Source organism: Flavobacterium sp. KBS0721, assembly GCF_002007065.3.
Taxonomy (GTDB): Bacteria; Bacteroidota; Bacteroidia; order Flavobacteriales; family Flavobacteriaceae; genus Flavobacterium; species Flavobacterium piscis.
In genome coordinates, this window is record NZ_CP042170.1 from 1,297,377 (window position 1) to 1,321,628 (window position 24,252).

Sequence of the window (24,252 nt, forward strand, 5' to 3'; positions counted from 1 at the left end):
AAGCTGTTGATTGGATTATAATTCCAATCAGCAGCTTATAGTAAACATTACTAGCAAGTTTTTCAGGATGCTTATTGCTTCCAGTACGGTTTTATGATTTTGTTAGCTTTACGGCTCAAAATCAATACTACAATAGTTCCTAGTGCACAAAAAATAATGGCCTGTATGGAGCCTTCAGGACCAAATGCTCCACCGGTAATAAATTCCGAACCCTGGATTTTGGCTTTTAATAAACTGTTTGTTTTTTCGTTTCCGGAAGTGATCGCGCCAAAAATCCCTGATTGAGTAAAATTCCAGGCAAAATGTAAAGCAATTGGCATCCATAAATTACGGCTATAAATAAAAGCAGCCCCCATCAAAAAACCTGCAATAGTTATACAGATACTCGAAATCAAAGTGCTGTGAGGATTTGCCAAATGTAAAACGCCAAATAGTAGCGACGAAATGGTCAAAGAAACATAACTTCCCAGTTTTTCTTCCATAATTCTGAATATAATACCTCTTACCAAAATTTCTTCGATAATGGCAACGGTAAACATAAGCGCAAACGGAATCAGGATAAATGAAACAGGGTTGATGTTGATGACGCTGTAATTTCCGTTGAGGTACATTACTAAAATAGTAAGCGATTGCAACATAAAACCAATTGAAGTACCTATTATAAGATTTTTTGCAAGTCCTTTTACAGCAAACTCCGTTACAGCTCTTTTGTCATATTTTTTAAAGAAAAGAATATAACTCAAAACGCATGATGCCGAAACAAAAAGTCCTTTGAGAAGATTTCGATAGTCTTTATCAAGCGAAGTTAAATCCAGTAATTTTACGGCAATTTGTTGACCAATAATAACAACCGCCAAAAAAGTCAATAAGGCAAGAATAATTTTGGTTATTGGAGAATTAAAAGTTCTTTGTTTTAAAGTAAGCATTTCCATCAGATTATATTTTATGATTTATGATGAAGCAAATGTAAATCGCCTTAAAACCAAAAAATAGAATGAAATTTGCCTCCCTTATAATTTTTGAAATTGCTTGGGTAAAAATCCCGTTTGATTTTTGAATGTTCTGATAAAATGACTCTGATCTGCAAATCCGCATTGAAAACCAATTTCGGTCAAGTTAATTTGGTTGGATTCTATCAGCGAAAGCGAACGGTCAATTTTTATACGGCGCATATACTCACCTAAAGTACAGCCAAAGTATCGAGGAAAATGCTTGGATATCGTGATCGGATTTAAGTTTAAAACCTGGGCCAGATCCTGCAGGTTTGGATTTTCGTTCCAGCAATCATTCAGTAATTCGTTTAAACTCTTTACCCAAAACGGACTTTTTTCATATTTTTCCAAATGCATATTAGCATTAGATAATTGTGCAAATAGCATATTAATCGTATCGCCGGAAAAAGAATCTGCTACTATCGATTCTTTAAAAATCTTCAGAATCAAAAATTTAGTAAGCGTAGTATTTCGGGTAGATTTCTCGATAATAGCTTCAGAGATTTGCAGCTCTTTCAGCAGATTTTCTTCTATTTCAATATTAATATTTTTAGAAGGAAAAAGAGTATCCTGATTAAGATGCAACTCGTCGCTGTGATAAAATAATAAAGAGCCCGGGCCTACAACCGTACTGGAGTTTTTTCGTTTTTCGGCCGTTCCGCCTTTCAGGAAAAGCGTTATGTGTGCATTATTATGCGAATGCCATCCTTCGTAAACCTTTTGCTGATACTCCGTTTCGACAACCGCAATACCTTGATTGTTGTTGAAGATATTTTTGGTATTACCCAAATATTTTTCTTTTTCGAGTTCGAACATTTTCCAGGATTATAAGTGGTATTTACAGCAACCAAATTACTACATATTTTATAAAAGTAAAAAAAACATTCTTTTTCGATTTAGTTAGAGTTTCTTTTCTGCATATTTTGTAAGAGATTATAGCTTAATGAAAATATTTTGTAATTATTAACGGTTGAAACTTAGCTTTTATGTATAAAATTTAATTGTTTTGTAACAAAAATAAATTGTAACAACTAATTTATTAAATCATTAAATAAATATTATGAATACATTTTCATTCAAATCAGTGCTTGCTGCTTCGGTTTTTTTTCTTGGAGCAACTGGCTGTTTTGCACAAGACATTTTAGTGAATTCGCTAAAACTCAATGCAAGCGAAAAAAGTAAAGAAAACTTTAAATTCACTGACGTAATCAATTTAGGAACTACATCTGTAAAACTTCAGGGTTCGTCAGGAACATGCTGGAGTTATTCTACTAACTCTTTCTTAGAGTCAGAAATGATTCGTTTAGGAAAACAGCCGGTAGAATTATCTCAAATTTACTCTGCAAGAAATGTGTATGTAGAAAAAGGAGTAAATTATGTACGCATGCACGGAGCAGTTACTTTAGGTGATGGTGGAGCTTTGCATGATGTAATAAATATGTATAAAAAATACGGAACCGTACCAAGAGAAGTTTACACAGGATTGAACTACGGAACTGATAAAAATAAATTTGGAGAAATGGCAGCGCTTATAGAAGGTGTTCTAACTGCTGTAGTTAAAAACCCGAACGGTGAATTAACGCCAAACTGGAAAAAAGCTTACACTGCAGTTATCGATTCGTATTTAGGAACCGTGCCGGAAAACTTTACTTACAAAGGGAAAAACTATACGCCACAAACTTTTGCTAAGGAAGTAGTGGGTATTAATCCTGATGAGTATGTAGAAATTTCATCTTTTACAACCTCTCCGTATTACGAAAAAACAACCATGATGGTACCGGACAACTGGTCATTTGATCAGGTTTACAACGTAAAAGTAAACGACATGACAGATGTTATCGACAATGCTTTGAAAAAAGGATATACAGTAGCCTGGGCAACAGATGTAAGCGAGAAAAGCTTTAGCTGGAAAAATGGAGTAGCCTATGTACCAACAAAGAAATTTGATGATATGACTGCCGAAGAAAAAGCAGACATGTTCAACGGACCAAAAGCGGAACCTGAAATCACGCCAGAAATGCGTCAGGCTGCGTTTGATAATTACACCACAACAGACGACCACGGAATGCACATTATTGGTCTTACAAAAGATCAAACCGGAAAAGAATATTACATCGTAAAAAATTCATGGGGAGCAACAAACGACTACAAAGGATACTTGTTTGTGACTAAAAACTTTGTGAAATATAAAACAACTGCTTTGTTACTAAACAAAGGCGGAATCCCTACTGAAATTGCTAAGAAGTTAGGGGTTTAAGAGTGTAGCAAATGATCTAAATAAAAAGCAGCGTTACTGAAAAGTAACGCTGCTTTTTTATAATAATATGAGAATCCATATTATTAGCTACGTTTAAACGTTTTTTATGGCTGTTTATAGGTTTTATTAAATAAAGAAATAAAATAATAACTATATTTATATCAGTGTTTTATAATTTTTTGAATAACAATTGCAAACTACCATGAAAACTTATGAGGTACTTTTTGTAGCAATTTTATTAAATTTTTCTTTTAGCTGTTTTGGACAAAGCAAAGACAATGCTTCTGCTATTACAGCAATCGAGAATGCAACCGTGCGTTCTGATAATTCCTCTAAAGAAAACCTGGTAATTGTAGGGTATTATGTAGAGGAGACGATTAATATGACTTTCGGAAAAAGAATTACCAAATACGAAGTTTCAAAACTCAATATGGTCAACACCTACGACCTCGGTCCTAATAATACCAGAGTAGTAACTCCAATATACAGAAAATCGAAAGTAAAACGCTTTGATGTTGCATTACAGTCAAAAACTGTCGCTGATAGTAGCGCCGTAAAAATCGATCCGGTTATAGTCGATGTAGTCGCTCCCACCGAAGCCCCAAAATATGTAACGATAGATGTAGTCGACACATATTCAAAAGTTCTGGACAAAGGATATAAATCCATAGAGATGCTCACCAAAGTGGCAGACAGGGCTTATTTTGATGGTGATTTGGCTAAAGCAGCTAAATACTACGAAGAACTTTTTATTCTGAAAACAGATTTAGATGCCATGTATTATTATCGTTATGCAGAATCCTTAAAAGGTATCAACCAAATGGGCAAAGCAAATGAAGCAATGCTTTTATTTGAAAGTAAAAATATAGGCAATAATGTGGTGAAGCACAATAAATTGGTGAGGAACTAGAGATTAATTTTTGAAAGAATTTATGACTACTGGTATTTAAATATAGCCAACGGTTTCAACCGTTGGTACGCAATACATCTCTTGATGTAATATTACTGTTGAAACTAAGGGTTTAATTGAAGTTGGCAGAATTTGGGTTCAATACAATATTATAAAAAAAAAGACTATCGAATGATAGTCTTTTTTTTTAAGCTCCCTCTCTTGGGCTCGAACCAACCCCGATAGCTATCGGGGCTCTGATTAACAGTTTTGGTTGTATTTATCTTTAAGTTTTAAAATGATATCTGGGTATTTAATGAGATTTTCGATATAGGTTTTGCTTTTCATTTTTTTAATATGACTTTCAATTCTCAATGCTTGTGGCTTGCTTTCACATGTTATTTTAGTAAATAATTCCCAGTCATCAGCATTTGCTGTAAATTTATTAGACTCGGCATTTTTATGAAATTCTAATCTTATATCAAAATCAGAAGTGAATCCAATATAAAAACGGTTAAGTTTATTTGAGCGAAGAATATAAACAATATACATGAAAGTTAAATTTTAGGCAAAAAAAATACCACTTACGTTTGTAAGTGGTATTTAATAAGCTCCCTCTCTTGGGCTCGAACCAACCCCGATAGCTATCGGGGCTCTGATTAACAGTTTTGGTTGTATTTATCTTTAAGTTTTAAAATGATATCTGGGTATTTAATGAGATTTTCGATATAGGTTTTGCTTTTCATTTTTTTAATATGGCTTTCAATTCTCAATGCTTGTGACTTGCTTTCGCATGGTATTTTAGTAAATAATTCCCAGTCATCAGCATTTGCTGTAAATTTATTAGACTCGGCATTTTTATGAAATTCTAATCTTATATCAGAATCAGAAGTGAATCCAATGTAAAAACGGTTAAGTTTATTTGAGCGAAGAATATAAACAATATACATGAAAGTTAAATTTTAGGCAAAAAAAATACCACTTACGTTTGTAAGTGGTATTTAATAAGCTCCCTCTCTTGGGCTCGAACCAAGGACCCTCTGATTAACAGTCAGATGCTCTAACCAACTGAGCTAAGAAGGAATCACCTTAAAGGTAAATATGTTTGCTAAAAAAAGTTGCTCCCCCTCTTGGGCTCGAACCAAGGACCCTCTGATTAACAGTCAGATGCTCTAACCAACTGAGCTAAGGAGGAAGTTGTTGCTCTTTTTAGCGAGTGCAAATATAGAGGATTTTTTAGTTTCTCAAAAATATTTTTGCACTTTTTTTAAAATATTTTACTACTTGACAATTGCCTTATAAATATCATTTCCGTTAGCGAACAAAAGTAGCGTTATAAGTAGAACGAAACCAACTATTTGAGCATTTTCAAGGAATTTGTCACTCGGTTTTCGGCCGCTAATTATTTCGTATAATAAAAACATCACATGACCACCATCAAGTGCGGGAATTGGCAATAAATTCATAACTCCAAGCATAATCGACAATAAAGCGGTGATCGACCAGAAAGTTTCCCAACTCCAGGTACTCGGAAAAATATTAAAAATCGCTGCAAAACCACCTACTTGTTTGTAAGCTTTTGTTTCAGGATTAAAAATCATTTTAAGTTGTTTTCCGTAGCCTACTAATTGATCTTTCCCTTTTGTTAGTCCAACCGGAATAGATTCAAAGAAACTGTAGTTTTTAGTGCTTACCTTATAGTAACCTAGTTTTGCCAAAGATTCGATATTTAAACCGCCAACATTAACACCTAATACACCAGCTTCAGAAACTTTAACGGTAACAGGTACTTGTTTTAGATCACGTAAAACAACAGCAGGAATCGTTTTTCCTTTATTTTTTTCTAAAATTGTTTTAACCTGATCAAAATATCTTGCATCTTGTCCGTTAAGACTAATAATTAAATCTTTTGGTTTTAAAGCTGTGTTTCCAGATTCTGGCGTAACAGCAGCAATAGCAAACGGAATTCTCATGTCTACAAGATGCGCTTTTTTCTGTTTAGAAAGCTGATCTACAAAATCAGTAGGCATTTTAACGGTTTGTTGTTGTCCGTTTCTTTCGATCAAAATTTCTTTAGCCATGATAATTTTCATGTTGATATCGTTGTCGAAATTTTCGATTTTTTGTCCATCAACAGCCAGAAATTTATCACCAGTTTTAAAACCAGCTTTTAGCATTGCAGGATTTTCCACTAAGACCCCGTCTTTTAAGTCAGCGTTAGCCACATAAGTATCGCCATATGCAAACGCCATTCCTATATATATGATGAATGCCAGGATAAAGTTTACAGTAACTCCTCCCAACATAATAATCAAACGTTGCCATGCTGGCTTAGAACGAAATTCCCAAGGCTGAGGTGGTAAAGACATTTGCTCTTTGTCCATACTTTCATCGATCATTCCAGAGATTTTTACATAACCTCCAAGTGGTAACCAACCAATTCCGTATTCGGTTTCGCCAATTTTCTTTTTTAATAGAGAATATTTAACATCAAAAAATAAGTAAAATTTTTCGACTCTTGTTTTAAATAATTTTGCAGGAATAAAATGTCCTAATTCGTGAAGAATAATAAGTAAAGATAAACTCAATAGAAATTGAGAGAGTTTGATAACTATATCCATTTTGTATTTTTAGTTCGTAATTTAACGCACAAAAGTAACGTTTCTATTTTAATTTGATAGTGCAATATAATACTTAAGGTTTTAAATGTTTGTTAATTAATAAACATTTAGATTTCTCCTTTTACGAAGAAGCTTTAACTTTACTTTTTTAAACACTATCATACTCAATAGGTAGCGTAAAACCATTAAAAGTTACAAACATGGCTTCATTATTATTTTCTCCACTTACTATAAAAAAAATTACTTTAAAAAATAGAATTGTTATTTCGCCCATGTGCCAATATTCTTCCGTTGACGGATTTGCAAATGATTGGCATTTGGTTCACTTAGGCAGTCGTGCCAGTGGCGGAGCAGCTTTAATCATTCAGGAGGCAACAGCAGTTTCTCCCGAAGCCAGAATTTCTCCATCTGATTTAGGAATCTGGAAAGATGAGCATATCGAAAAACTCAAAACAATCAACGAATTTATCGTGTTACAAAATGGGATTCCGGGAATTCAGCTGGCGCATGCAGGACGAAAAGCAAGTGTTTCGGCTCCTTGGGAAGGTAATAAAAAATTAGATTTCACTCAGGGCGGATGGCAAACGGTTGGCGCGAGTAACATTCCGTATCATGATGGCGAACCATTTCTTCCGGAAGCTTTAGATCAAAACGGAATCCAAAAAGTTATTTCAGATTTTAAGGCAGCGACAAAAAGAGCGGTTCAGGCGGGTTATCAGGTGATGGAACTTCACGGAGCACACGGGTACTTGTTGCATCAATTTTTATCTCCGTTAACTAATGTACGAACCGATGAATACGGCGGAAGTTTTGAAAATAGAATTCGTTTTACTCTGGAAATTGTAGCAGCGGTTCAGTCAGAATGGCCTTCTGATCTGCCTTTATTCATAAGGATTTCCGCCACAGACTGGGCAGAAGGCGGATGGAATCCCGAAGAATCTGTACAACTTTCGAAAATCTTAAAAGAAAAAGGAGTAGATTTAATAGATGTTTCCTCAGGCGGATTAGTTTCACATCAAAAAATTGAATTAAAACCGGGTTATCAGGTTCAGTTTGCAGAGAAAGTTAAAAAAGAAGCATCAATTTTAACCGGTGCCGTAGGTTTAATTACCGAAGCCAAACAAGCCGAAGAAATTCTGGAAAACAATCAGGCCGATTTAGTTTTATTCGCCAGAGAATCTCTTAGAAATCCGAATTTACCTTTAGATTTTGCCAAAGAATTACACGACGATATTCAATGGCCAAAACAATACGAACGCGCTAAAATTAAATAATTTTTTTGCCACAGATTTCACAGATTAAAATGATTTAAAAAAATGTCGCCACGAATTACACTAATTTGCACAAATGATATTAATTCAAACTGCGAAAAAAATTAGCGAAAATTGGTGTAATTAGTGGCGAAAGAAAAATCATTTTTAATCTGTAAAATCTGTGGCAAAACTAAACTAGACAAAATGCAAAAAATAAAAACAGCACTATTATCATACGGAATGTCAGGGAAAGTTTTTCATGCTCCGTTTTTAGATATTCACCCCGGATTTGCACTTTTAGGATCTTGGGAAAGAAGCAAAAAACTCATTCAGGAAGATTATCCAAGTGTAAAAAGTTATCCAACAATTGATGATTTACTAGCAGATGATGTCGATTTGGTAATTGTAAACACGCCAGTAGGAACACATTTCGAATATGCCAAAAAAGTTTTATTGGCAGGAAAACATGCTGTTGTCGAAAAAGCCTTTACTACAACTGTGGAAGAGGCCGAAGAATTAGCCTCAATTGCAAAAGAAAAAGGATTAAAATTAGCTGTTTTTCAAAACAGAAGATGGGACAGCGATTTTAAAACCGTTCAAAAAGTAATCAAAGAAGGAACTTTAGGAGATTTGGTCGAAGCCGAATTTCACTTTGACAGATACAATCCTTTATTGAGTGCAAAAGTACATAAAGAAACTGTAAACGATGGCGCCGGAATCCTGAAAGATTTAGGTCCGCATTTAATCGACCAGGCCGTATGTTTGTTTGGTTCACCAAAGTCAGTTTTTGGAGATATTCGTTTTACAAGAGAAAACTCTTTGGTCGATGACTGGATCGATTTATTGTTGATTTATGAAGATTTCAGAGTGCGTTTAAAAGCCAGTTTTTTTGTTCGGGAAGCCAATCCGGCATATACCATTCACGGAAAAAAAGGTTCGTTTTTAAAACCTCGTGGAGATGTTCAGGAAGATGAATTAAAACTGGGTAAAAAACCAAACCTGGAAACTTGGGGAACAGAATCAGAAACCCTGCAAGGACTTTTACATACCGAAATTGACGGAAAAGAAATACGTGAAAAAATCCCAACGCTTCAGGGAAATTATTTTTCGTTTTTTGATGGCGTTTATGAATCAATTGCGAATAATAAAACAGAACCTGTTACAGCACAAGATGGGGTAAAAGTGATGCAAATTATAGAAGCTGCAATCGCAAGTAATGCGCAACAAAAGGTAATTAATTTGTAACGTAAAATTGCCCACGGGTTTTACGGATCTAAACAGATTAACACAGATTTATTCTAATTATATCTTTAAAACTATATCGTAGAGACGCACAGCAGTGCGTCTTTTTTTTGCAACAAGCACTATGGTGCTCCTCTATATAAAAGCAAAAAATAATCTGTGTAAATCCGTTTCATCCGTCTAATCTGTGGGCATCAAAAAAACCTTTGTCCCTTTGTACCTCAGAACCTTTGCCACTTTTAAAAAATTTATAAACATATAACGTTATAAATTTAGGAACTAGTAGGGTTTTATAGTCTATAAAGTGGCTTTTTAGTACTTTTATGCTAGAAATCCAAAAATACATTACTTTGATCAGTTTCAATCCATTATCGCTATTCCAAACAAAAGGAAAAATCAAGAAAGTTTATAGAGAAGCAAAAGCCTCTTACTTAAACCGAATTCGTTTTGCTGTGGGAATGTTTTATTTTGGTATGGGATTAAGTTTTGCAACCTGGGCGAGTAGAATTCCGGACATTAAAACCGCACTACATTTAACCGAAGGCGATTTGGGTTCGATTCTTTTTGCCTTGCCAATGGGGCAATTGATTATCATGCCTTTTTCAGGTAAAATGGTAACCAAGTTTGGGAGTCATCGTATTCTTATTTTCTCCTTAATAATGTATGTTTTATGTCTGGCTAATTTAGGATTGGCAACATCAGCGTTGCAATTATCATTAGGATTATTTCTATTTGGAGTTTTTGGAAATTTAGCCAACATTGCGGTAAATACTCAAGGCGTTTATACCGAGGTGCTTTTCAAAAAAACAATCATGTCCTCTTTTCACGGTATGTGGAGTTTTGCCGGATTTACCGGAGCTTTGGTTGGTCTGGGAATGTTGACTTTAAAACTAACACCATTTCATCATTTTTTAGTTGTGGGCGCAATTGTACTTTTAATGGTCGCTTTCAATTTTAAATTTTTGGTCAAAGCCAAAGAAAAAATAAAAAATAAAACATCCGAAAAGAAAAAACTATTTGTAAAACCCGACAGCTCTTTGCTTTGGCTTGGCGTCATTGGTTTTTGCAGTATGGCGAGCGAAGGGGTAATGTTCGATTGGAGCGGAGTCTACTTTAAAGATATTGTAAAAGCTCCCGGACCTTTAGTAATTTTAGGCTATACATCCTTCATGATCATGATGGCCAGCGGACGATTTTTAGGCGATGGGCTTATCAATAAATTTGGACGTGAACGCGTGATGCAAATTAGCGGCGTTATGATTTCTGTCGGACTTTTTACGGCAGTTTTTCTCCCTTATATTATTCCTTGTACCATTGCTTTTATGCTTGTTGGTTTAGGAGTCGCTACCATTGTGCCTACTGTTTATAGTATGGCAGGAAAAAATCCTACCGTTCCTCCCGGAGAAGCTTTAACGATTGTTTCAAGTGTAAGTTTCTTAGGTTTCTTAATGGGGCCTCCGGTTATTGGTCATATTGCGGAAGCTTTTGGACTTCAGTTTTCCTTTGCCTTTATCGGAATCTTTGGTGTTCTGATTGCCTTTATGGTTTCGAAAATTAGAACTACTGAATAGAAAATAATCTCGCTAAGTCGCAAAATTTTTGTTTTACGATTGTTATAATTTAAGCATGTAGAACTGCAATTTTGAAAATAATTGAAATAAACATTACTATAAATATTTGTAAGAAATTACTTTGTTGTTGTTTTTTGTTTATATTTGAGGTTGAAAATTAAGTTTCGTATTCAACGAAAGTCTTTTCCAAAGACCAATTTTATCTTTTGACGTAAGGATTGAAGTTTTGAAAATCAAAACGGCTCGATCTGAAAACTATTTATCAAAGTAAATTGGGTTTTTCATGGGAAAGAAATACATGTTGTTTTTTATTTTATTGTCTTTTAGAGTTGCTTTTGCACAACAAGAAACTACTTTCTCGGGAATAGTAATCGATGCAAAAACGCAAAATCCTCTTGAAAGTGTTGTGGTAAGTATTCAAAATTCTTCGATCACACAGCTTACCAATACAAACGGAACATTCGAATTGCATTCTGCTATAAAAGGAGAGCAATTATTGCTGCTGAGAAGTCAGGGATATAAAGATTTACTTTTAAAAATAAATTCAAATCCGGAAGAAACAGTCAATCTCGGAATATTACAATTAGAAGACAATTTTTCAGATGATGTTCCTGCAACGTTAATCACATTATTAGACAGTGATCTTTCAGATGATAATAGTTCATCAGAAATGACTTCAGGACTTTTACAGTCTTCAAAAGATGCTTTTATGCAAGCGTCAGCTTTCAATTGGGGTCAGGCCCGATTTAGAATTCGGGGTCTGGACAGCGAAAACGGAACTATGATGCTCAATGGTATGGTTATGAATAAAATTTATGACGGAAGGCCGCAATGGAGCAACTGGGGAGGTTTGAATGATGTACTACGAAATCAGGAATTTTCTGTTGGAGCCGCAACCTCGAACTTTACTTTTGGAGGAATATTGGGCACCCAACAAATATCGACCCGCGCTTCGATTTACAGAAAAGGGGCAAGGCTTACTTTTTCAGGAAGTAATACCACTTATAACTGGCGCGCCAATGGTACTTATGCTTCCGGAATGAATTCTTCGGGTTGGGCTTATGTAGTATCAGCCGGAAAACGTATTGGTAATGAAGGTTATTTTGAAGGAACAAATTTTGATGCTGAGTCGTTTTTTATAAGTATAGAGAAAAAGTTAAGCAACAAACATTCGCTGAATTTTACAGGTTTTTACACGCCAAATTCCAGAGGGAAAAATTCAGCAAATACCAATGAAGTGGTTGAATTAACCAACGAAAAATACAATTCGTATTGGGGTTTTCAGGATGGCGAGAAACGAAATGCAAGGATAAAAAAAGTCGAAGAACCCTTATTGATGCTCAACCATTATTATAAAATAAATGAAAAAGCAAGCCTCAATTCCAGTGTAATGTATCAATTTGGAAAAGTAGGAAACAGCACGATTGATTATCAAAATGCAAATAGTCCTGATCCTGTTTATTATCGAAAATTACCCAGCTATTATACTTCACTTTACGGAAAAGATATCGGAGAATTTTCAGGAGCGTTTACTCCTGATTATGAAAATGCGGAATTCAATAAAAAACTATTTCTAGAAAATTCACAAATCAATTGGGATGAAATGTATCACGCCAATCAAAAGCCAATATTAAATTCAGATGGAAAAATTACAGGTTATCAGCCTTCACAAAGTCATTATGTTGTATATGAAGACCGAACAGATGATAAAACGTTTGCTGCCAATTCGAATTTAAATATTCAAATTACCGAAAATAGTTTTTTTGATGGAGGAATAACTTTTCGAAATTTAAAATCTCATCAATTTCAATATCTTTTAGATTTGCTCGGAGGTGAATATTTTGAAGATATCGATGCATTTTACAGCGGAGATCAGTCACAATCAGATTTACAGCATCCAAATCGTCAGGTAAAAAAAGGAGATACTTACGGTTACAATTTTAATCTTCTCGCTACGACAATTGATGCTTTTACGCAGTTTAAGTTTAGTTATAATAAGATCGATTTTTATCTGGGGCAATCGTATTCAGTTTCAAATTATCAAAGAGACGGTCTGTATCAAAACGGAATTTACCCTACAACTTCTTTGGGTAAAAGTGTAAAAGTGAATTTTGAAAACTTCGGCTTTAAAGGCGGATTCACTTATAAAATCTCTGGGAAACAATGGTTATTTTTTAACGGAATGCATCTTACCAGAGCGCCATCACTTCGAAATACTTTTGCCAATTCACGCCTGAATAATTCAGTTGTTGACGGCATCGAAAATGAAAATATAAGCAGTGCAGAAGCGAATTATGTTTTCCGTTCACCCAAACTTAAAATCCGCACAACGGTTTATTATACTTTGATAAAAAATACCACAAAAACTTCTTTTTTCTATGCCGAAGGTATTTTTGACAGAGGAGCAAGTTATAACAATACAGATGCATTTGTAAGCCAGACTTTGACGCATCTCGACAAGAAAAACATTGGAGCAGAGCTGAGTTTCGAATATCAAATTTCATCAACACTAAAAAGTACATTATCTGTTGCGTGTGGTAACTATACTTATAATAGTAATCCAAATGTTTCCATAACAAACGATGCAAATGCAGCAAAGGGAGATACCCAAACTACTTTTGATTTTGGCCAATCATATCTCAAAAACTATAAACAACCGGGTATGCCGCAACAAGCTTACTCTGTTGGGTTAGAATATCGGGACCCAAAATATTGGTGGTTGGGAGCCAACATCAACTATATGACCGAAAGTTATATTGATGTTTCGCCAATTGCCAGAACAGCCCGTTTTTATAAAAATCCAATAAGCGGTTTGGTTTTTCCTGAAGCCACCGAAGAACGCGCAACTGCTTTGCTAAAACAAGAAAAATTCGATCCAATTTCGTTACTAAATGTTAGTGGAGGTAAATCCTGGCGTATTTCCGGTAAATATGTTGGTCTTTTTGCAAGTATAAATAATGTTCTGGATGCGACTTATGAAACAGGTGGTTTTGAGCAGGCGAGGAATGCTAATTTCAGAGCATTAAATCAGGATGTTTCAAGCGGAACGCCATCATTTGGACCTAAATATTATTATGGATACGGAAGAACTTATTTCGTAAATCTAACTATTAGTTTATAAATTCTAAAAACACATTCAAAATGAAAAATAGATATTTAATCCCTTTTTTAACGTTTTCAATTTCCTTTTTTTATGGTTGTAATAATGAAGTTGAAATTCCAAAGCTAGAATGTACACAGCCTGATTTAATAGTTAATCAATCGGTTCTAAAAGTTAAGGATCTTTCAGGTTCAGTTCCAAAACAATATAATTACAATGATATCATTGAGGCTTATGTAGTATCGAGTGATGAAGGAGGCAATTTTTTTAAAGCCATTTCTTTTCAAACATTAGCAACGGATAAAGTGCCTGCAATTGGATTTAGCATCCCTGTTGATGTTTCTAACACTTACATTGATTTTCGCATTGGAAATAAAGTGTATATAAAACTTAAAAACCAGTTTACAGATTTATATTTTGGAGGAATGCGAATTGGAAGTCTGTACGTAAGTAATGCTGGTGATCCCACTATTGGCAGGGTTTCACAAAATGATTATAAAAATGTTCTGAATGCTTCCTGCACACTAATTGATGAAAGCCAACTGGTTCAGTCAATTTCTATTGAAGAAGCACTAAATGATGATAAACTCAATACTTTGGTTGAGCTAACAGATGTGCAATTTACTGAAGAGGCAATTGGTCGCCATTATTTTGAAGAATCCAATAATGTTGGAGGTTCAACCAATTGGAATTTACGGGATAAAACAGGTAATCAGATTATTTTCAGAACAAGCAGTTACGCCAGTTTTGCTGATCATATCGTACCGGAAGGAAGCGGAAAGGTAAGAGGGATCTTGACAAAATTTGGATCGGATTATCAATTAATGATCAGGTCAGAAAAAGATTTAGTAATGAATGGAAAAAGAACTGTTCCGTTTTTTGCAGAAGATTTTCAATCGGTAAAAAACAATGTAAATTTTACACTGCCGGGTTGGAGCAATATTGTTGAAAAAGCTTCAAAAATATGGAAAAGTATGTTGTATGCCGGAAATGGGTACGCAGAATTTAATACCACCAGTACAACAGCTGCAGAGAATGTTGCCTGGTTGGTCACTCCCAAAATAAACATGACTGGGTATAAAAATGCCGTATTATCTTTTAGAAGTGCTCAACACGATCTTAAAGTTGACTCACCCTTAAATGCATTAGAAGTTTACATCTCCACTAATTTTGACGGATCAAGTGTCACAAAGGCAAAATGGACAAAATTAGAAGCAAATTTACCTTCATTGTCAACACCAACAAGACAATTTATAAGTTCCGGCGGAATAGATTTATCTGCTTATTCAGGAAATATTCATATTGCGTTTCGATATGTAGGTTCAGGAAAGGATAAAACATTGAATGGCGCTTTTATGGTTGATGATGTTAAAATTTTTGGAGAAAAATAAGGTGTTCAATTTTAAAAACTGAAATTAAAGTGCTGATTTTTAAATGATAATTTAATTGTGTGTTGTTTTTAAGTTTTAAACTGTTAAAATTTAATTGAATTTTGTATTTTGGTCATCCCAAATCAATACAAATACTACATGAAAACCTACTTTATCGCCATCATGATGATGGTTTTTCCATGCTTGTTGCACAGTCAGGATCAAAATGCCCCTGTTAGATTAAAACAAATCAACATTGTAAAAACAAATTACCAAAATTCTAAAGACGGTGAAATTGTCAACAAAACAGTTGTTTTTAAAGACGGAAAAATAGAAACCATTACAACATCAGATGTTGTTCAGCACTTTTTTTACAATACAAAAGGATTGCTTGATAAGACTGTAAAAGATAAGATTGGAAGCGAATGGAAAGAAGTCGTAAACTACTCTTACGATGCGGATAATAATATTACAAAATTCGTTAAAAAATACCAGGAAGGTAATGACTATATTACCAAAACAGTAACTTTTGGCTACGAAGGAGCACGAGTAAAAGTAATTACCAAAAAGAGTACGAATCACCAGAATGTTGTTGATGATAACGAATATATCGTAGAAAACGGTATTATTGTACGACGTACTACAAGAGACAGAAACAAAGCTATTATTGGTAAAATTGAATATGTTTACGTAAATGATAATGTTGTAAAACACAAAGGATTGGTAGGCGATAAAATTTCTAAAACTTATACTTTTGATGATAAAAAATCGGTAGATCAATTAATTGTTCAGAGCTTGTTTGGTGACAATTATAAAGTAATTGTACCCATGATTTCGTATCATGAAGAAGAATTTAGTTTTGAAGCAATATCGTATAATAATGAAATGAACTTTAGTCCGTCATCTACCGTTTTAGTGGGGGTGAGCAGAAAATACAAATACAATAAACTAAACTTTCCAATCTCTTGTTCGCAGATTGAAGAAAACGGAATTGTAAAAACTGAAAAAACTTTTATTTACGAATAAAAACGTGCTTCTTTAAAAAAAGGCCATTTAAAAATTAAGTTTTGTTAAGATTAAATTCTTAGAATTCTGAATTTTTAAATGGTTTGCTTTTTTTAGAGAAACACTAATTTCCCAAATAGAACTTAAAAACGGAATTCTATAAGCATTAGTACCTTACAAATCATTAAATTTGCACCTTATTCAAAGCTATGTTAGAAAAAGAAATTATAAATTTTGAGAAAACTGCCATTGTTGGTATCGTGACTCAAAATCAAAGTGAAGAAAAACTTAACGAATATCTGGATGAATTGGAGTTTTTGACCTTTACCGCAGGAGGTGAAGTTATTAAACGCTTTTCGCAAAAAATGGAACGTCCCAATCCTAAGACTTTTGTTGGAACAGGGAAAATTGAAGAAATCAATCTTTTTGTAAAAGAAAACGACATATCGACTTTAATTTTTGATGATGAATTATCGCCATCTCAGCAAAAAAATATCTCTAAAATTATAGATTGTAAAATCTTAGACAGAACCCACCTTATTCTTGATATTTTTGCTCAAAGAGCCGAAACTTCGTATGCAAGAACGCAGGTAGAACTGGCGCAATGTCAGTATTTATTGCCTAGACTTTCTGGTATGTGGACACACCTTGAGCGTCAAAAAGGAGGAATTGGAATGCGTGGACCCGGAGAAACCGAGATTGAAACAGACAGACGTATTGTTCGTGATCGTATTGCTCTTTTAAAAGACAAAATAAAAACGATCGATAAACAAATGGGTGTTCAACGCAGTAACCGTGGTGCAATGGTTCGTGTGGCTCTCGTAGGATATACCAATGTTGGGAAGTCAACATTGATGAATGCAGTAGGTAAAAGTGATGTTTTTGTTGAGAATAAATTATTTGCAACTCTTGATACAACAGTTCGAAAAGTAGTGATTAAAAACTTACCTTTTCTATTGTCAGACACAGTAGGTTTTATCAGAAAATTGCCGACTCAATTGGTAGATTCTTTTAAGAGTACACTGGATGAGGTTCGCGAGGCAGATTTGTTATTGCACATTGTAGACATTTCACATCCTGATTTTGAAGATCATATTGCATCCGTAAACCAGACTTTGCAGGATATTAAAGCAAATGAAAAACCGGTTATTATGGTTTTTAATAAAATTGATGCCTACAAACACTTGACAATCGATGAGGATGATTTAATGACTGAAAAAACGCCAAGACATTACACACTTGAAGAGTGGAAAAGTACCTGGATGCATCGTTTAGGCGAAGATAATGCACTGTTTATTTCGGCAACCAATAAAGAAAATTTTGAGGAATTTAGAGAAAGAGTTTACGAAGCTGTAAGACAAATTCATATTACGAGATTTCCATATAATAAATTCTTGTATCCGGATTATAAAGATGCAATCGAGAAGGAAGAAGAAGAATAAAATTTTTACCGCAAAGAGCGCAAAGGTTTTTTTACAAAGCTTATTTATAAATGTAAAGTTCGCAAAGCTGGATGTTGATTTAGCTTTGCGAACTTTGCAGTTTTATGATAATGTAATATAAAAATCTTTGCGCTCTTTGCGGTAAAATTTACAGATTAGAATCCGAAATTAACTCCTAAACCAAATACTTCTCTGGTTTGAAAACCCTGAAAAGCATTATCATCATAAATGGCCTGGAAGGATAAATTAGCAGATAAAAATTTGTTTACTTTCATGATAATATTCAAAGAGTAATTGATATCTACATTTTGTGGATCTTCTAAATAATTAGAATATAAATTCAAAGTATTCTCTGCAGTTACATTGGTCATGATCGCCAATTTGTAATAAACCGATGCATAGAAACCTAATTCGTAACGCATGGTTTTATTAGCATCTACACCAAAATAATCACCACTTACATAAGGCAATCCCGTTGATCTGTCGATTCCTGCAGTATAAGCGCCATCTACAAATGTAAATTTAGAGGTTAAAGGCGCAAAGTTAATTTTTAGATTATCATCCTTTGTCCAGTAAATACCCGGACCTGTAGTAAGATAACCAGGAGACATAAATTGGGTGTTTTCTGTTCTAATCTCCTTTCCGTTCTCATCCTTGCCATATAAGTAACCGGTTGTAAACTGAGTCCTGAAATTCACGAAATAAGAGTAATACCATTCGCCAAAAGCTCTTTTTCCAAGGATTGAGTTGAATTCAAGACGGTCATCAGTCTTTTTTTCGTAGTCGGCATTTTTAGTTTGTAAAAGTCCGTAAGAAGCTAAAACTTTATTATCCCAGGTAAGATCGTCCTTTTTGTAATTGAAATCATAGTTGATTCCCAGAGTTCCTGAAAAGCTATCTTCACCTCCTGCAATCCAGTTATTAAAGCTCGATTGGTTTAGCAAAAGAGAAACTGTTCCTTTTGCTTTCCAGCCTTCTCCCTCGATAGTATCATTAATTTTTTTTACTGCTTTTTCAGTGTTTTGGATTAATTCTTTTTCAGAATTTTGGGCTTGAACAAAAGTTAAGTTCGCTAAAATAAAAAGTAATAATGTTAGCTTTCTCATGGTATATAGTTTAAATGTATAAGAACAAATATACTAAAAAACCGTTAAAAGCTTTGGGATTATCGACCGTAAAGAAAGTTATTTCTTAGATTCTTTGTATAAAGGTACTGCTGAGCAAGCTTCGCCGTACATAATACTTCTTGCAAAAGGTTGCAGGTAAGTTGCGGCTAAAATATACGCGCGAGTTGGAACCGGTTTTTTCGAACAGCCTTTTACAATAACAGGTTTGTTTTTGTAGTCAGAATAATCAAGTTTGCTTAGAATCTCTTCATATAAGCTTGCATTTAAATCTTCGATAGTTCCGTTGACTACTTTTTTAGCATAAGGCGCTAATTGAATCGCTACCAAAATAGACGACCAGGCAGGAACAATAGCATCTGTACTGCAGTTTATAGCCACATATTGATCTTGATATTGCGACCAATCGTGATTTTTTAAGTGTTCTCTAAAGTCTTTTTCTTTCAATAAAAATCCTTCTAAAAGCCATTGCGAAATGTCAATTTGCACACGCGCTCCTTTTGGATAATAATCCTCAAGATCAAAAACTTCTAAGGCACTATTGGCAACTTTATTGATAATTTCTTCCATTTTATTTAGTTTTCAGTTGCAGTCTCAGTCACAGTGAAAACTGAAACTGAGACTGAAAACTGTATACTTTTTTAAAGCATTCCTAATTCTAATTTTGCTTCTTCGCTCATTAAATCTTTACTCCATGGCGGATCGAAAGTAATTTCAACATCAACATCTTTAATGTTTTCGATTGTTTTTACTTTTTCTTCTACTTCTCTTGGTAAACTTTCCGCAACCGGACAGTTAGGAGATGTTAATGTCATCAGGATTTTTACTTCGTAATCTGTATTTACCATTACGTCATAAATTAATCCTAACTCATATATGTCTACAGGAATCTCAGGATCGTAAATGCTTTTTAAAACCTTTACAATTGATTCCCCTAATTCGTTTGTGTCTATTTCTTGTTCCATTTTCTTTGTTTTTATTTTTTTTCCACCATATAAGTGATATAAGTTCATTTTATAAGGGGGCATTCCGCAACTCTATAAATGTTTCCAGATCATTTAAGCAATATGCTTTTAATCTCTTATATTGGTGTAATTTTAATTTTAATCTTCTAACCAGCGATATAATTCGTTGACATATGTTTTTTGACCCTCGTGATAAATATTGGTAACGTTGAAATTTATCATTAATCCGATAGGGCATTTCAACAACTTCATATAAGACATTAATTTTGCAATATGAACGGGTATGATCTGATCAACAGATTTTAATTCGACAACTAAACAATTTTCTATAAATAAATCACATCTTAAATCTGATTCTAGTTGGAGACCTTTGTATTCAACAGGAATTACCAATTCAGATTGAAAATTAATTCCTTTTAAAGACAATTCCTTAATCATGCATTGATGATAAATGTTCTCCAAAAGTCCCGCTCCAATATTTTTATGAACTTCAATTGCTGCTCCGTTAACATGGTAAATTAAATCTTTCAAATATTTCTTCGTTATCATAAGCTTTTTTAGCAATAATAAGAAATAAAAAAGAAAGATAAAGCTTACTTTTTTTGTTTTTTTTCCACCATTTAAGTAATATAAGTTCATTTTAAAAGCTTACTTTTTTTCTTCTTATATTTACCTTAGACGATCCGTAAACGCAAAGCTTATATTTCTAATATGAACTTATATGGTTTAAAATCCAGCCTGTATTAATTTCTATTTTTAGCATCAAAAGCCAAAGCGTACATTTTGATATTCTTAATCATCGAAACTAATCCGTTTGCGCGAGTGGCAGATAAATGCTCTTTTAAACCAATTTCGTCAATAAACTGAGTATCGGCATTTATAATGTCTTCTGCTTTTTGATTCGAAAACGCACGAATTAAAATGGCGATAATTCCTTTGGTTAAAATCGCGTCACTATCTGCAGTAAAAACAATTTTATCGTCTTTTTGTTCTCCTTGCAGCCAAACTTTCGATTGACAGCCTTTGATTAAATTCTCTTCTGTTTTGTATTCTTCTTGAATCAAAGGAAGACTTTTTCCTAATTCGATGATGTACTCGTAGCGTTGCATCCAATCGTCGAACATCGAGAATTCATCTATTATTTCGTTTTGTATTTCTTTTATTGTCATAATTATTCTTTCGTGAAACCTACGAGCAAATTTACCAATTTTTCTATTTCCTTTGGAGGATAGCCATTGTCAAAACCTGGCGTTTCGTAGATCTTCTGATTCTGAACTATTTTTAAATTTCCAATCGCGGCACCATCATAAAAACGTTTTTCAGTAGGTCCTTTTAATGTTGGAATACTTTGTAAATTAATTTTCGAAAATTCCGCTACAATCTCTTTCCATTGAGCATCACTTAAGTTAGTTACTACTGGCTGCGTATTTTTACCATTGGTAACCGAAACTGTTTTATTTTGAACAATTACCAATTTATACAGGCCTCTTGAAACAGCCGAATATTCCATTTGTGTTGATGTCATATCGCTTGTTTTTTGGCTAGAGCAGCTTGTTCCGATGAAAATCGTTAAAAGCAATAAAGATAGTATTCTCATAATTTTTTTTAGCTTAACATGGTTTTTGCTTTCTTCACCGCTTCAACCATTGCATCAATTTCTTCTATTGTATTGTAGAAAGAAAACGAAGCGCGGATTGTTCCGGGAATGCAGAAAAAGTTCATGATGGGTTGTGCACAATGATGTCCGGTTCTAACGGCAATTCCTAATTTGTCGATAATTGAACCAATATCGTAAGGATGAATTCCATCTATATTAAACGAAACTACAGAAGCTTTATTTTTTCCGGTTCCGTAAATTTTTAGACCTTCTATTTCTAAAAGACGCTTTGTAGCATGTTCTAGTAATTTTTCTTCTTGTTTTTGAATGTTATGGAAACCAATATTGTTTAAATAATCAACAGCAGTTCCTAAAACAATTCCGCCGGCAATATTTGGAGTTCCGGCTTCAAATTTATGAGGAAGATCAGCATAAGTAGTTTTTTCGAAAGTAACTTCTTTGATCATTTCTCCGCCACCCTGATAAGGAGGCAATTTGTTTAACCATTCTTCTTTTCCGTATAAAATTCCAGTTCCGGTCGGACCGCACATTTTATGTCCCGAAAAGGCATAAAAATCACAATCTAAATCCTGAACATCCGGTTTTAAATGCGGAACAGCCTGCGCACCATCGATCAAAACTGCAGCGCCAACAGCGTGTGCTTTTTCGATCATATATTTTATAGGATTGATGATTCCTAATGCGTTCGAAATATGATTTACAGTTACAACTTTAGTTTTTTCTGATAGCAAAGCCTCAAAAGCTTCCATAATCAATTCACCGTCTTCATTCATTGGAATAACTCTAAGAGTTGCTCCGGTTTTCTCACACAACATTTGCCAAGGCACAATATTGCTATGATGCTCCAAAGAGGAAACAATTACTTCATCGCCTGGTTTTAAAATCGAAGCAAAACCATTCGTTACTAAATTGATTCCGAATGTTGTTCCTGAAGTAAAAAGTACTTCGTGAGACAACTTAGCATTGATATGATGTTGGATTTTTACTCTTGAAATTTCGTAAGCATCAGTCGCCAATTGACTTAGTGTGTGAACACCACGGTGAATGTTGGCATTTATTTCCTGATAATAGGTCGCAATCGCATCGATCACAATTTGTGGTTTCTGTGAGGTTGCTCCGTTATCGAAATATACTAATGGTTTTCCGTTTACTTTTTCCGAAAGTATCGGAAAATCAGCTCTTATTTTTTGGATATCTAGCATGTCTTATTTAGAAAAATTCTATTTACAAAAGTACTAAAACTAAATTGGTTTATCCATCAAAACTATAATTTCCTTTTATGGCACTATCAATCGAAGTCTTGAATGTTGATTCTGTAAAATTAAGTTGTGTTTTGTAAATTATGTGAATTCAAAATGTAAATTAGATGCTAAAATCGTGACTATAAATTATTTATATTGCAGTAAAAATATCTTTTGTGAATATGAAAAAAATCCTCAGGTTACTGGCACTTGTTTTTCTGATTGTACTTTTTTATTTTGGATTTACTACTTATCCAAAGCTTGAATTAATCTCTGGCTTTTCGGCAAAAAGTATTGCTTCGGGACATTTCTTAGATCATCGGTCGAAAGAATTAATCGAAAAAAGCGATAATGATATTCCTTTAATGGAATTGGCATCAAATACAATTGATGAAGCCGGAAAATTTGCAACATCTTCTGTTTATGGTTTAAAAGAAAGAAAGGCGATTTATCGTGAAGGTTTAGGAGCAACTTTAATTGATGATGATTATGATATTTCGAAACCTTATCTGCTTCCTAAACGAACTAAATTAGTCAATAATTTGCCTTTTCCTTACGGTAATAATGAACCAAAAGATACGCTATTTTCGAATGTAGATTATTCGAAATTAAAAAAAATGGTTGACGATTCTTTCGATAAAAATGGAGGAAAAGCAAAAAGAACACGCGCCGTTGTAGTTTTGTATAAAGACAAATTGATAGCCGAACAATACGATAAGGACTTTAATAAAGACAGTAAAATTTTAGGCTGGTCGATGACAAAAAGTATTACCAATTCGGCTTTTGGAGTTTTAGTCAAACAAGGTAAAATTGATATTTACAAACCTGCACCAATTGCAGAATGGCAAAATGACGAACGTAAAATCATTACTGTAAACGATTTGCTGCATATGAATTCCGGTTTAGAATGGGAAGAGAATTACAGTAAAATTTGCGACGCAACAATAATGCTCTTTCAATCTGGAGATATGGCCAAAGTACAGCGCGAAAAACCGGCTCAATTTAAGCCCAACACACATTGGAATTATTCATCAGGAACAACCAATTTATTGTCCGGAATTTTAAAAAGTCAGTTTAAAACACAACAGGAATATCTTGATTTTTGGTACAGTGCCGTAATCGATAAAATTGGAATGAATTCTATGATTGTGGAACAAGATATGGCAGGAACTTTTGTAGGCTCATCTTATGCCTGGGCAACGGCCAGAGATTGGTCGAAATTTGGATTATTATATCTTCATAAAGGAAACTGGAACGGCGAACAAATCCTTGATGAAAGCTGGGTTAAATACACCGCTACACCAACAAATACTTCTGAAAGAAAATATGGAGCACAGTTTTGGCTAAATGCCGGAGGAAAATTTCCGGATGTTCCTCGTGATATGTTTTATTGCAGCGGTTACCAAGGACAAATGGTGGCGATTATTCCTTCACTAGATATGGTAATCGTGAGAATGGGTTTGAAAGAAGACGATCAGGGATTTGATTTTAATGGTTTTTTGAAAGATGTGATTTCTGCAGTAAAAAAATAAAATTTAACCGCAAAGAGCGCAAAGTATAAA

At 34.1% G+C, this 24,252-nt stretch carries 22 protein-coding genes and 2 tRNA genes; 10 read left to right on the forward strand and 14 right to left on the reverse strand.

The features are described 5' to 3' along the window. Nucleotides 1-71 precede the first annotated feature (71 nt). Both B0M43_RS05830 and B0M43_RS05835 read right to left on the reverse strand, forming a co-directional pair. Nucleotides 72-932: a CPBP family intramembrane glutamic endopeptidase gene (locus tag B0M43_RS05830; RefSeq protein ID WP_078006509.1), complete on the reverse strand. Its 861-nt coding sequence runs from the start codon at nucleotides 930-932 to the stop codon at nucleotides 72-74. Nucleotides 933-1,010: 78 nt separating this feature from the next. Then, a complete protein-coding gene (locus B0M43_RS05835) occupies nucleotides 1,011-1,808 on the reverse strand; it encodes an AraC family transcriptional regulator (RefSeq protein ID WP_078006508.1) in 798 nt (265 codons plus the stop codon). A gap of 244 nt (nucleotides 1,809-2,052) precedes the next feature. Between B0M43_RS05835 and B0M43_RS05840 the strand changes: the two genes are divergently transcribed. Then, nucleotides 2,053-3,249 carry an aminopeptidase C gene (locus B0M43_RS05840; protein ID WP_078006507.1) on the forward strand — a complete coding sequence of 399 codons (1,197 nt, stop codon included), beginning with the start codon at nucleotides 2,053-2,055 and terminating at the stop codon, nucleotides 3,247-3,249. A gap of 202 nt (nucleotides 3,250-3,451) precedes the next feature. After that, nucleotides 3,452-4,159 (forward strand): hypothetical protein, encoded by a 708-nt coding sequence (locus tag B0M43_RS05845; RefSeq protein ID WP_078006506.1) that lies wholly within the window; start codon nucleotides 3,452-3,454, stop codon nucleotides 4,157-4,159. A gap of 240 nt (nucleotides 4,160-4,399) precedes the next feature. Here B0M43_RS05845 and B0M43_RS05850 read toward each other — a convergent pair whose 3' ends face one another. The 5 genes from B0M43_RS05850 to rseP all read right to left on the reverse strand — a co-directional run bounded on the left by B0M43_RS05850 (nucleotide 4,400) and on the right by rseP (nucleotide 6,759). Continuing rightward, nucleotides 4,400-4,690: a GIY-YIG nuclease family protein gene (locus B0M43_RS05850; protein ID WP_078006505.1), complete on the reverse strand. Its 291-nt coding sequence runs from the start codon at nucleotides 4,688-4,690 to the stop codon at nucleotides 4,400-4,402. Nucleotides 4,691-4,797: 107 nt separating this feature from the next. Continuing rightward, nucleotides 4,798-5,088 (reverse strand): GIY-YIG nuclease family protein, encoded by a 291-nt coding sequence (locus tag B0M43_RS05855; RefSeq protein WP_078006504.1) that lies wholly within the window; start codon nucleotides 5,086-5,088, stop codon nucleotides 4,798-4,800. Nucleotides 5,089-5,147: 59 nt separating this feature from the next. Continuing rightward, nucleotides 5,148-5,221, reverse strand: a tRNA-Asn gene (locus B0M43_RS05860). A gap of 38 nt (nucleotides 5,222-5,259) precedes the next feature. Beyond that, nucleotides 5,260-5,333 (reverse strand) — tRNA-Asn (locus B0M43_RS05865). 85 nt (nucleotides 5,334-5,418) lie between these two features. After that, a complete protein-coding gene (gene rseP / locus B0M43_RS05870; RefSeq protein WP_078006503.1) occupies nucleotides 5,419-6,759 on the reverse strand; it encodes an RIP metalloprotease RseP in 1,341 nt (446 codons plus the stop codon). A 200-nt stretch (nucleotides 6,760-6,959) separates the two neighbouring features. Between rseP and B0M43_RS05875 the strand changes: the two genes are divergently transcribed. The 7 genes from B0M43_RS05875 to hflX all read left to right on the forward strand — a co-directional run bounded on the left by B0M43_RS05875 (nucleotide 6,960) and on the right by hflX (nucleotide 17,742). Further along, nucleotides 6,960-8,033: an NADH:flavin oxidoreductase/NADH oxidase gene (locus B0M43_RS05875; protein ID WP_078006502.1), complete on the forward strand. Its 1,074-nt coding sequence runs from the start codon at nucleotides 6,960-6,962 to the stop codon at nucleotides 8,031-8,033. Nucleotides 8,034-8,216: 183 nt separating this feature from the next. After that, a complete protein-coding gene (locus tag B0M43_RS05880; RefSeq protein WP_078006501.1) occupies nucleotides 8,217-9,257 on the forward strand; it encodes a Gfo/Idh/MocA family oxidoreductase in 1,041 nt (346 codons plus the stop codon). Between the two features lie 347 nt (nucleotides 9,258-9,604). Then, nucleotides 9,605-10,825 carry an MFS transporter gene (locus B0M43_RS05885; RefSeq protein WP_246860199.1) on the forward strand — a complete coding sequence of 407 codons (1,221 nt, stop codon included), beginning with the start codon at nucleotides 9,605-9,607 and terminating at the stop codon, nucleotides 10,823-10,825. A 283-nt stretch (nucleotides 10,826-11,108) separates the two neighbouring features. Next, entirely contained in the window at nucleotides 11,109-13,946 is a 2,838-nt protein-coding gene (locus B0M43_RS05890; RefSeq protein WP_078006499.1) for a carboxypeptidase-like regulatory domain-containing protein, read from the forward strand. 20 nt (nucleotides 13,947-13,966) lie between these two features. Further along, on the forward strand, nucleotides 13,967-15,316 hold the full coding sequence (locus tag B0M43_RS05895; RefSeq protein WP_078006498.1) for a DUF5689 domain-containing protein: 1,350 nt from the start codon (nucleotides 13,967-13,969) through the stop codon (nucleotides 15,314-15,316). Between the two features lie 138 nt (nucleotides 15,317-15,454). Continuing rightward, nucleotides 15,455-16,321, forward strand: coding sequence for a hypothetical protein (locus B0M43_RS05900; protein ID WP_065451645.1), 867 nt, complete (start codon nucleotides 15,455-15,457; stop codon nucleotides 16,319-16,321). A gap of 188 nt (nucleotides 16,322-16,509) precedes the next feature. Next, nucleotides 16,510-17,742 carry a GTPase HflX gene (hflX, locus tag B0M43_RS05905; RefSeq protein WP_065451644.1) on the forward strand — a complete coding sequence of 411 codons (1,233 nt, stop codon included), beginning with the start codon at nucleotides 16,510-16,512 and terminating at the stop codon, nucleotides 17,740-17,742. 155 nt (nucleotides 17,743-17,897) lie between these two features. Here hflX and B0M43_RS05910 read toward each other — a convergent pair whose 3' ends face one another. The 7 genes from B0M43_RS05910 to B0M43_RS05940 all read right to left on the reverse strand — a co-directional run bounded on the left by B0M43_RS05910 (nucleotide 17,898) and on the right by B0M43_RS05940 (nucleotide 22,651). Next, the gene (locus tag B0M43_RS05910; protein WP_078006497.1) at nucleotides 17,898-18,848 is read right to left on the reverse strand and encodes a DUF3078 domain-containing protein; all 951 of its coding nucleotides are present in this window, start codon (nucleotides 18,846-18,848) and stop codon (nucleotides 17,898-17,900) included. A 78-nt stretch (nucleotides 18,849-18,926) separates the two neighbouring features. After that, on the reverse strand, nucleotides 18,927-19,436 hold the full coding sequence (locus tag B0M43_RS05915) for a DUF2480 family protein (protein WP_078006496.1): 510 nt from the start codon (nucleotides 19,434-19,436) through the stop codon (nucleotides 18,927-18,929). A 71-nt stretch (nucleotides 19,437-19,507) separates the two neighbouring features. Next, nucleotides 19,508-19,831, reverse strand: a complete 324-nt coding sequence (locus tag B0M43_RS05920) for an SUF system Fe-S cluster assembly protein (protein ID WP_055097577.1) — start codon at nucleotides 19,829-19,831, stop codon at nucleotides 19,508-19,510. 138 nt (nucleotides 19,832-19,969) lie between these two features. Next, nucleotides 19,970-20,380 carry a GxxExxY protein gene (locus B0M43_RS05925; RefSeq protein ID WP_078006974.1) on the reverse strand — a complete coding sequence of 137 codons (411 nt, stop codon included), beginning with the start codon at nucleotides 20,378-20,380 and terminating at the stop codon, nucleotides 19,970-19,972. A 194-nt stretch (nucleotides 20,381-20,574) separates the two neighbouring features. Further along, a complete protein-coding gene (locus B0M43_RS05930) occupies nucleotides 20,575-21,000 on the reverse strand; it encodes a SufE family protein (RefSeq protein ID WP_078006495.1) in 426 nt (141 codons plus the stop codon). Nucleotides 21,001-21,002: 2 nt separating this feature from the next. Further along, on the reverse strand, nucleotides 21,003-21,356 hold the full coding sequence (locus B0M43_RS05935; protein WP_246860200.1) for a hypothetical protein: 354 nt from the start codon (nucleotides 21,354-21,356) through the stop codon (nucleotides 21,003-21,005). An 80-nt stretch (nucleotides 21,357-21,436) separates the two neighbouring features. Continuing rightward, nucleotides 21,437-22,651, reverse strand: coding sequence for an aminotransferase class V-fold PLP-dependent enzyme (locus tag B0M43_RS05940; protein ID WP_065451641.1), 1,215 nt, complete (start codon nucleotides 22,649-22,651; stop codon nucleotides 21,437-21,439). 221 nt (nucleotides 22,652-22,872) lie between these two features. On the opposite strand from B0M43_RS05940, the gene B0M43_RS05945 reads away from it, so the two are divergent. Beyond that, entirely contained in the window at nucleotides 22,873-24,222 is a 1,350-nt protein-coding gene (locus tag B0M43_RS05945) for a serine hydrolase (RefSeq protein WP_078006493.1), read from the forward strand. Nucleotides 24,223-24,252 lie beyond the last annotated feature (30 nt).

Bases quoted from the DNA above. Each gene is read 5' to 3' on its own strand.
- B0M43_RS05890 (WP_078006499.1), top strand. From the start codon at position 11,109: ATGGGAAAGAAATACATGTTGTTTTTTATTTTATTGTCTTTTAGAGTT.
- B0M43_RS05920 (WP_055097577.1), bottom strand. From the start codon at position 19,831: ATGGAACAAGAAATAGACACAAACGAATTAGGGGAATCAATTGTAAAG.
- B0M43_RS05850 (WP_078006505.1), bottom strand. From the start codon at position 4,690: ATGTATATTGTTTATATTCTTCGCTCAAATAAACTTAACCGTTTTTAT.
- B0M43_RS05880 (WP_078006501.1), top strand. From the start codon at position 8,217: ATGCAAAAAATAAAAACAGCACTATTATCATACGGAATGTCAGGGAAA.
- B0M43_RS05875 (WP_078006502.1), top strand. From the start codon at position 6,960: ATGGCTTCATTATTATTTTCTCCACTTACTATAAAAAAAATTACTTTA.
- B0M43_RS05835 (WP_078006508.1), bottom strand. From the start codon at position 1,808: ATGTTCGAACTCGAAAAAGAAAAATATTTGGGTAATACCAAAAATATC.
- hflX (WP_065451644.1), top strand. From the start codon at position 16,510: ATGTTAGAAAAAGAAATTATAAATTTTGAGAAAACTGCCATTGTTGGT.
- B0M43_RS05925 (WP_078006974.1), bottom strand. From the start codon at position 20,380: ATGATAACGAAGAAATATTTGAAAGATTTAATTTACCATGTTAACGGA.
- B0M43_RS05855 (WP_078006504.1), bottom strand. From the start codon at position 5,088: ATGTATATTGTTTATATTCTTCGCTCAAATAAACTTAACCGTTTTTAC.
- B0M43_RS05845 (WP_078006506.1), top strand. From the start codon at position 3,452: ATGAAAACTTATGAGGTACTTTTTGTAGCAATTTTATTAAATTTTTCT.
- rseP (WP_078006503.1), bottom strand. From the start codon at position 6,759: ATGGATATAGTTATCAAACTCTCTCAATTTCTATTGAGTTTATCTTTA.
- B0M43_RS05915 (WP_078006496.1), bottom strand. From the start codon at position 19,436: ATGGAAGAAATTATCAATAAAGTTGCCAATAGTGCCTTAGAAGTTTTT.
- B0M43_RS05935 (WP_246860200.1), bottom strand. From the start codon at position 21,356: ATGACATCAACACAAATGGAATATTCGGCTGTTTCAAGAGGCCTGTAT.
- B0M43_RS05930 (WP_078006495.1), bottom strand. From the start codon at position 21,000: ATGACAATAAAAGAAATACAAAACGAAATAATAGATGAATTCTCGATG.
- B0M43_RS05830 (WP_078006509.1), bottom strand. From the start codon at position 932: ATGGAAATGCTTACTTTAAAACAAAGAACTTTTAATTCTCCAATAACC.
- B0M43_RS05940 (WP_065451641.1), bottom strand. From the start codon at position 22,651: ATGCTAGATATCCAAAAAATAAGAGCTGATTTTCCGATACTTTCGGAA.
- B0M43_RS05840 (WP_078006507.1), top strand. From the start codon at position 2,053: ATGAATACATTTTCATTCAAATCAGTGCTTGCTGCTTCGGTTTTTTTT.
- B0M43_RS05900 (WP_065451645.1), top strand. From the start codon at position 15,455: ATGAAAACCTACTTTATCGCCATCATGATGATGGTTTTTCCATGCTTG.
- B0M43_RS05945 (WP_078006493.1), top strand. From the start codon at position 22,873: ATGAAAAAAATCCTCAGGTTACTGGCACTTGTTTTTCTGATTGTACTT.
- B0M43_RS05910 (WP_078006497.1), bottom strand. From the start codon at position 18,848: ATGAGAAAGCTAACATTATTACTTTTTATTTTAGCGAACTTAACTTTT.
- B0M43_RS05895 (WP_078006498.1), top strand. From the start codon at position 13,967: ATGAAAAATAGATATTTAATCCCTTTTTTAACGTTTTCAATTTCCTTT.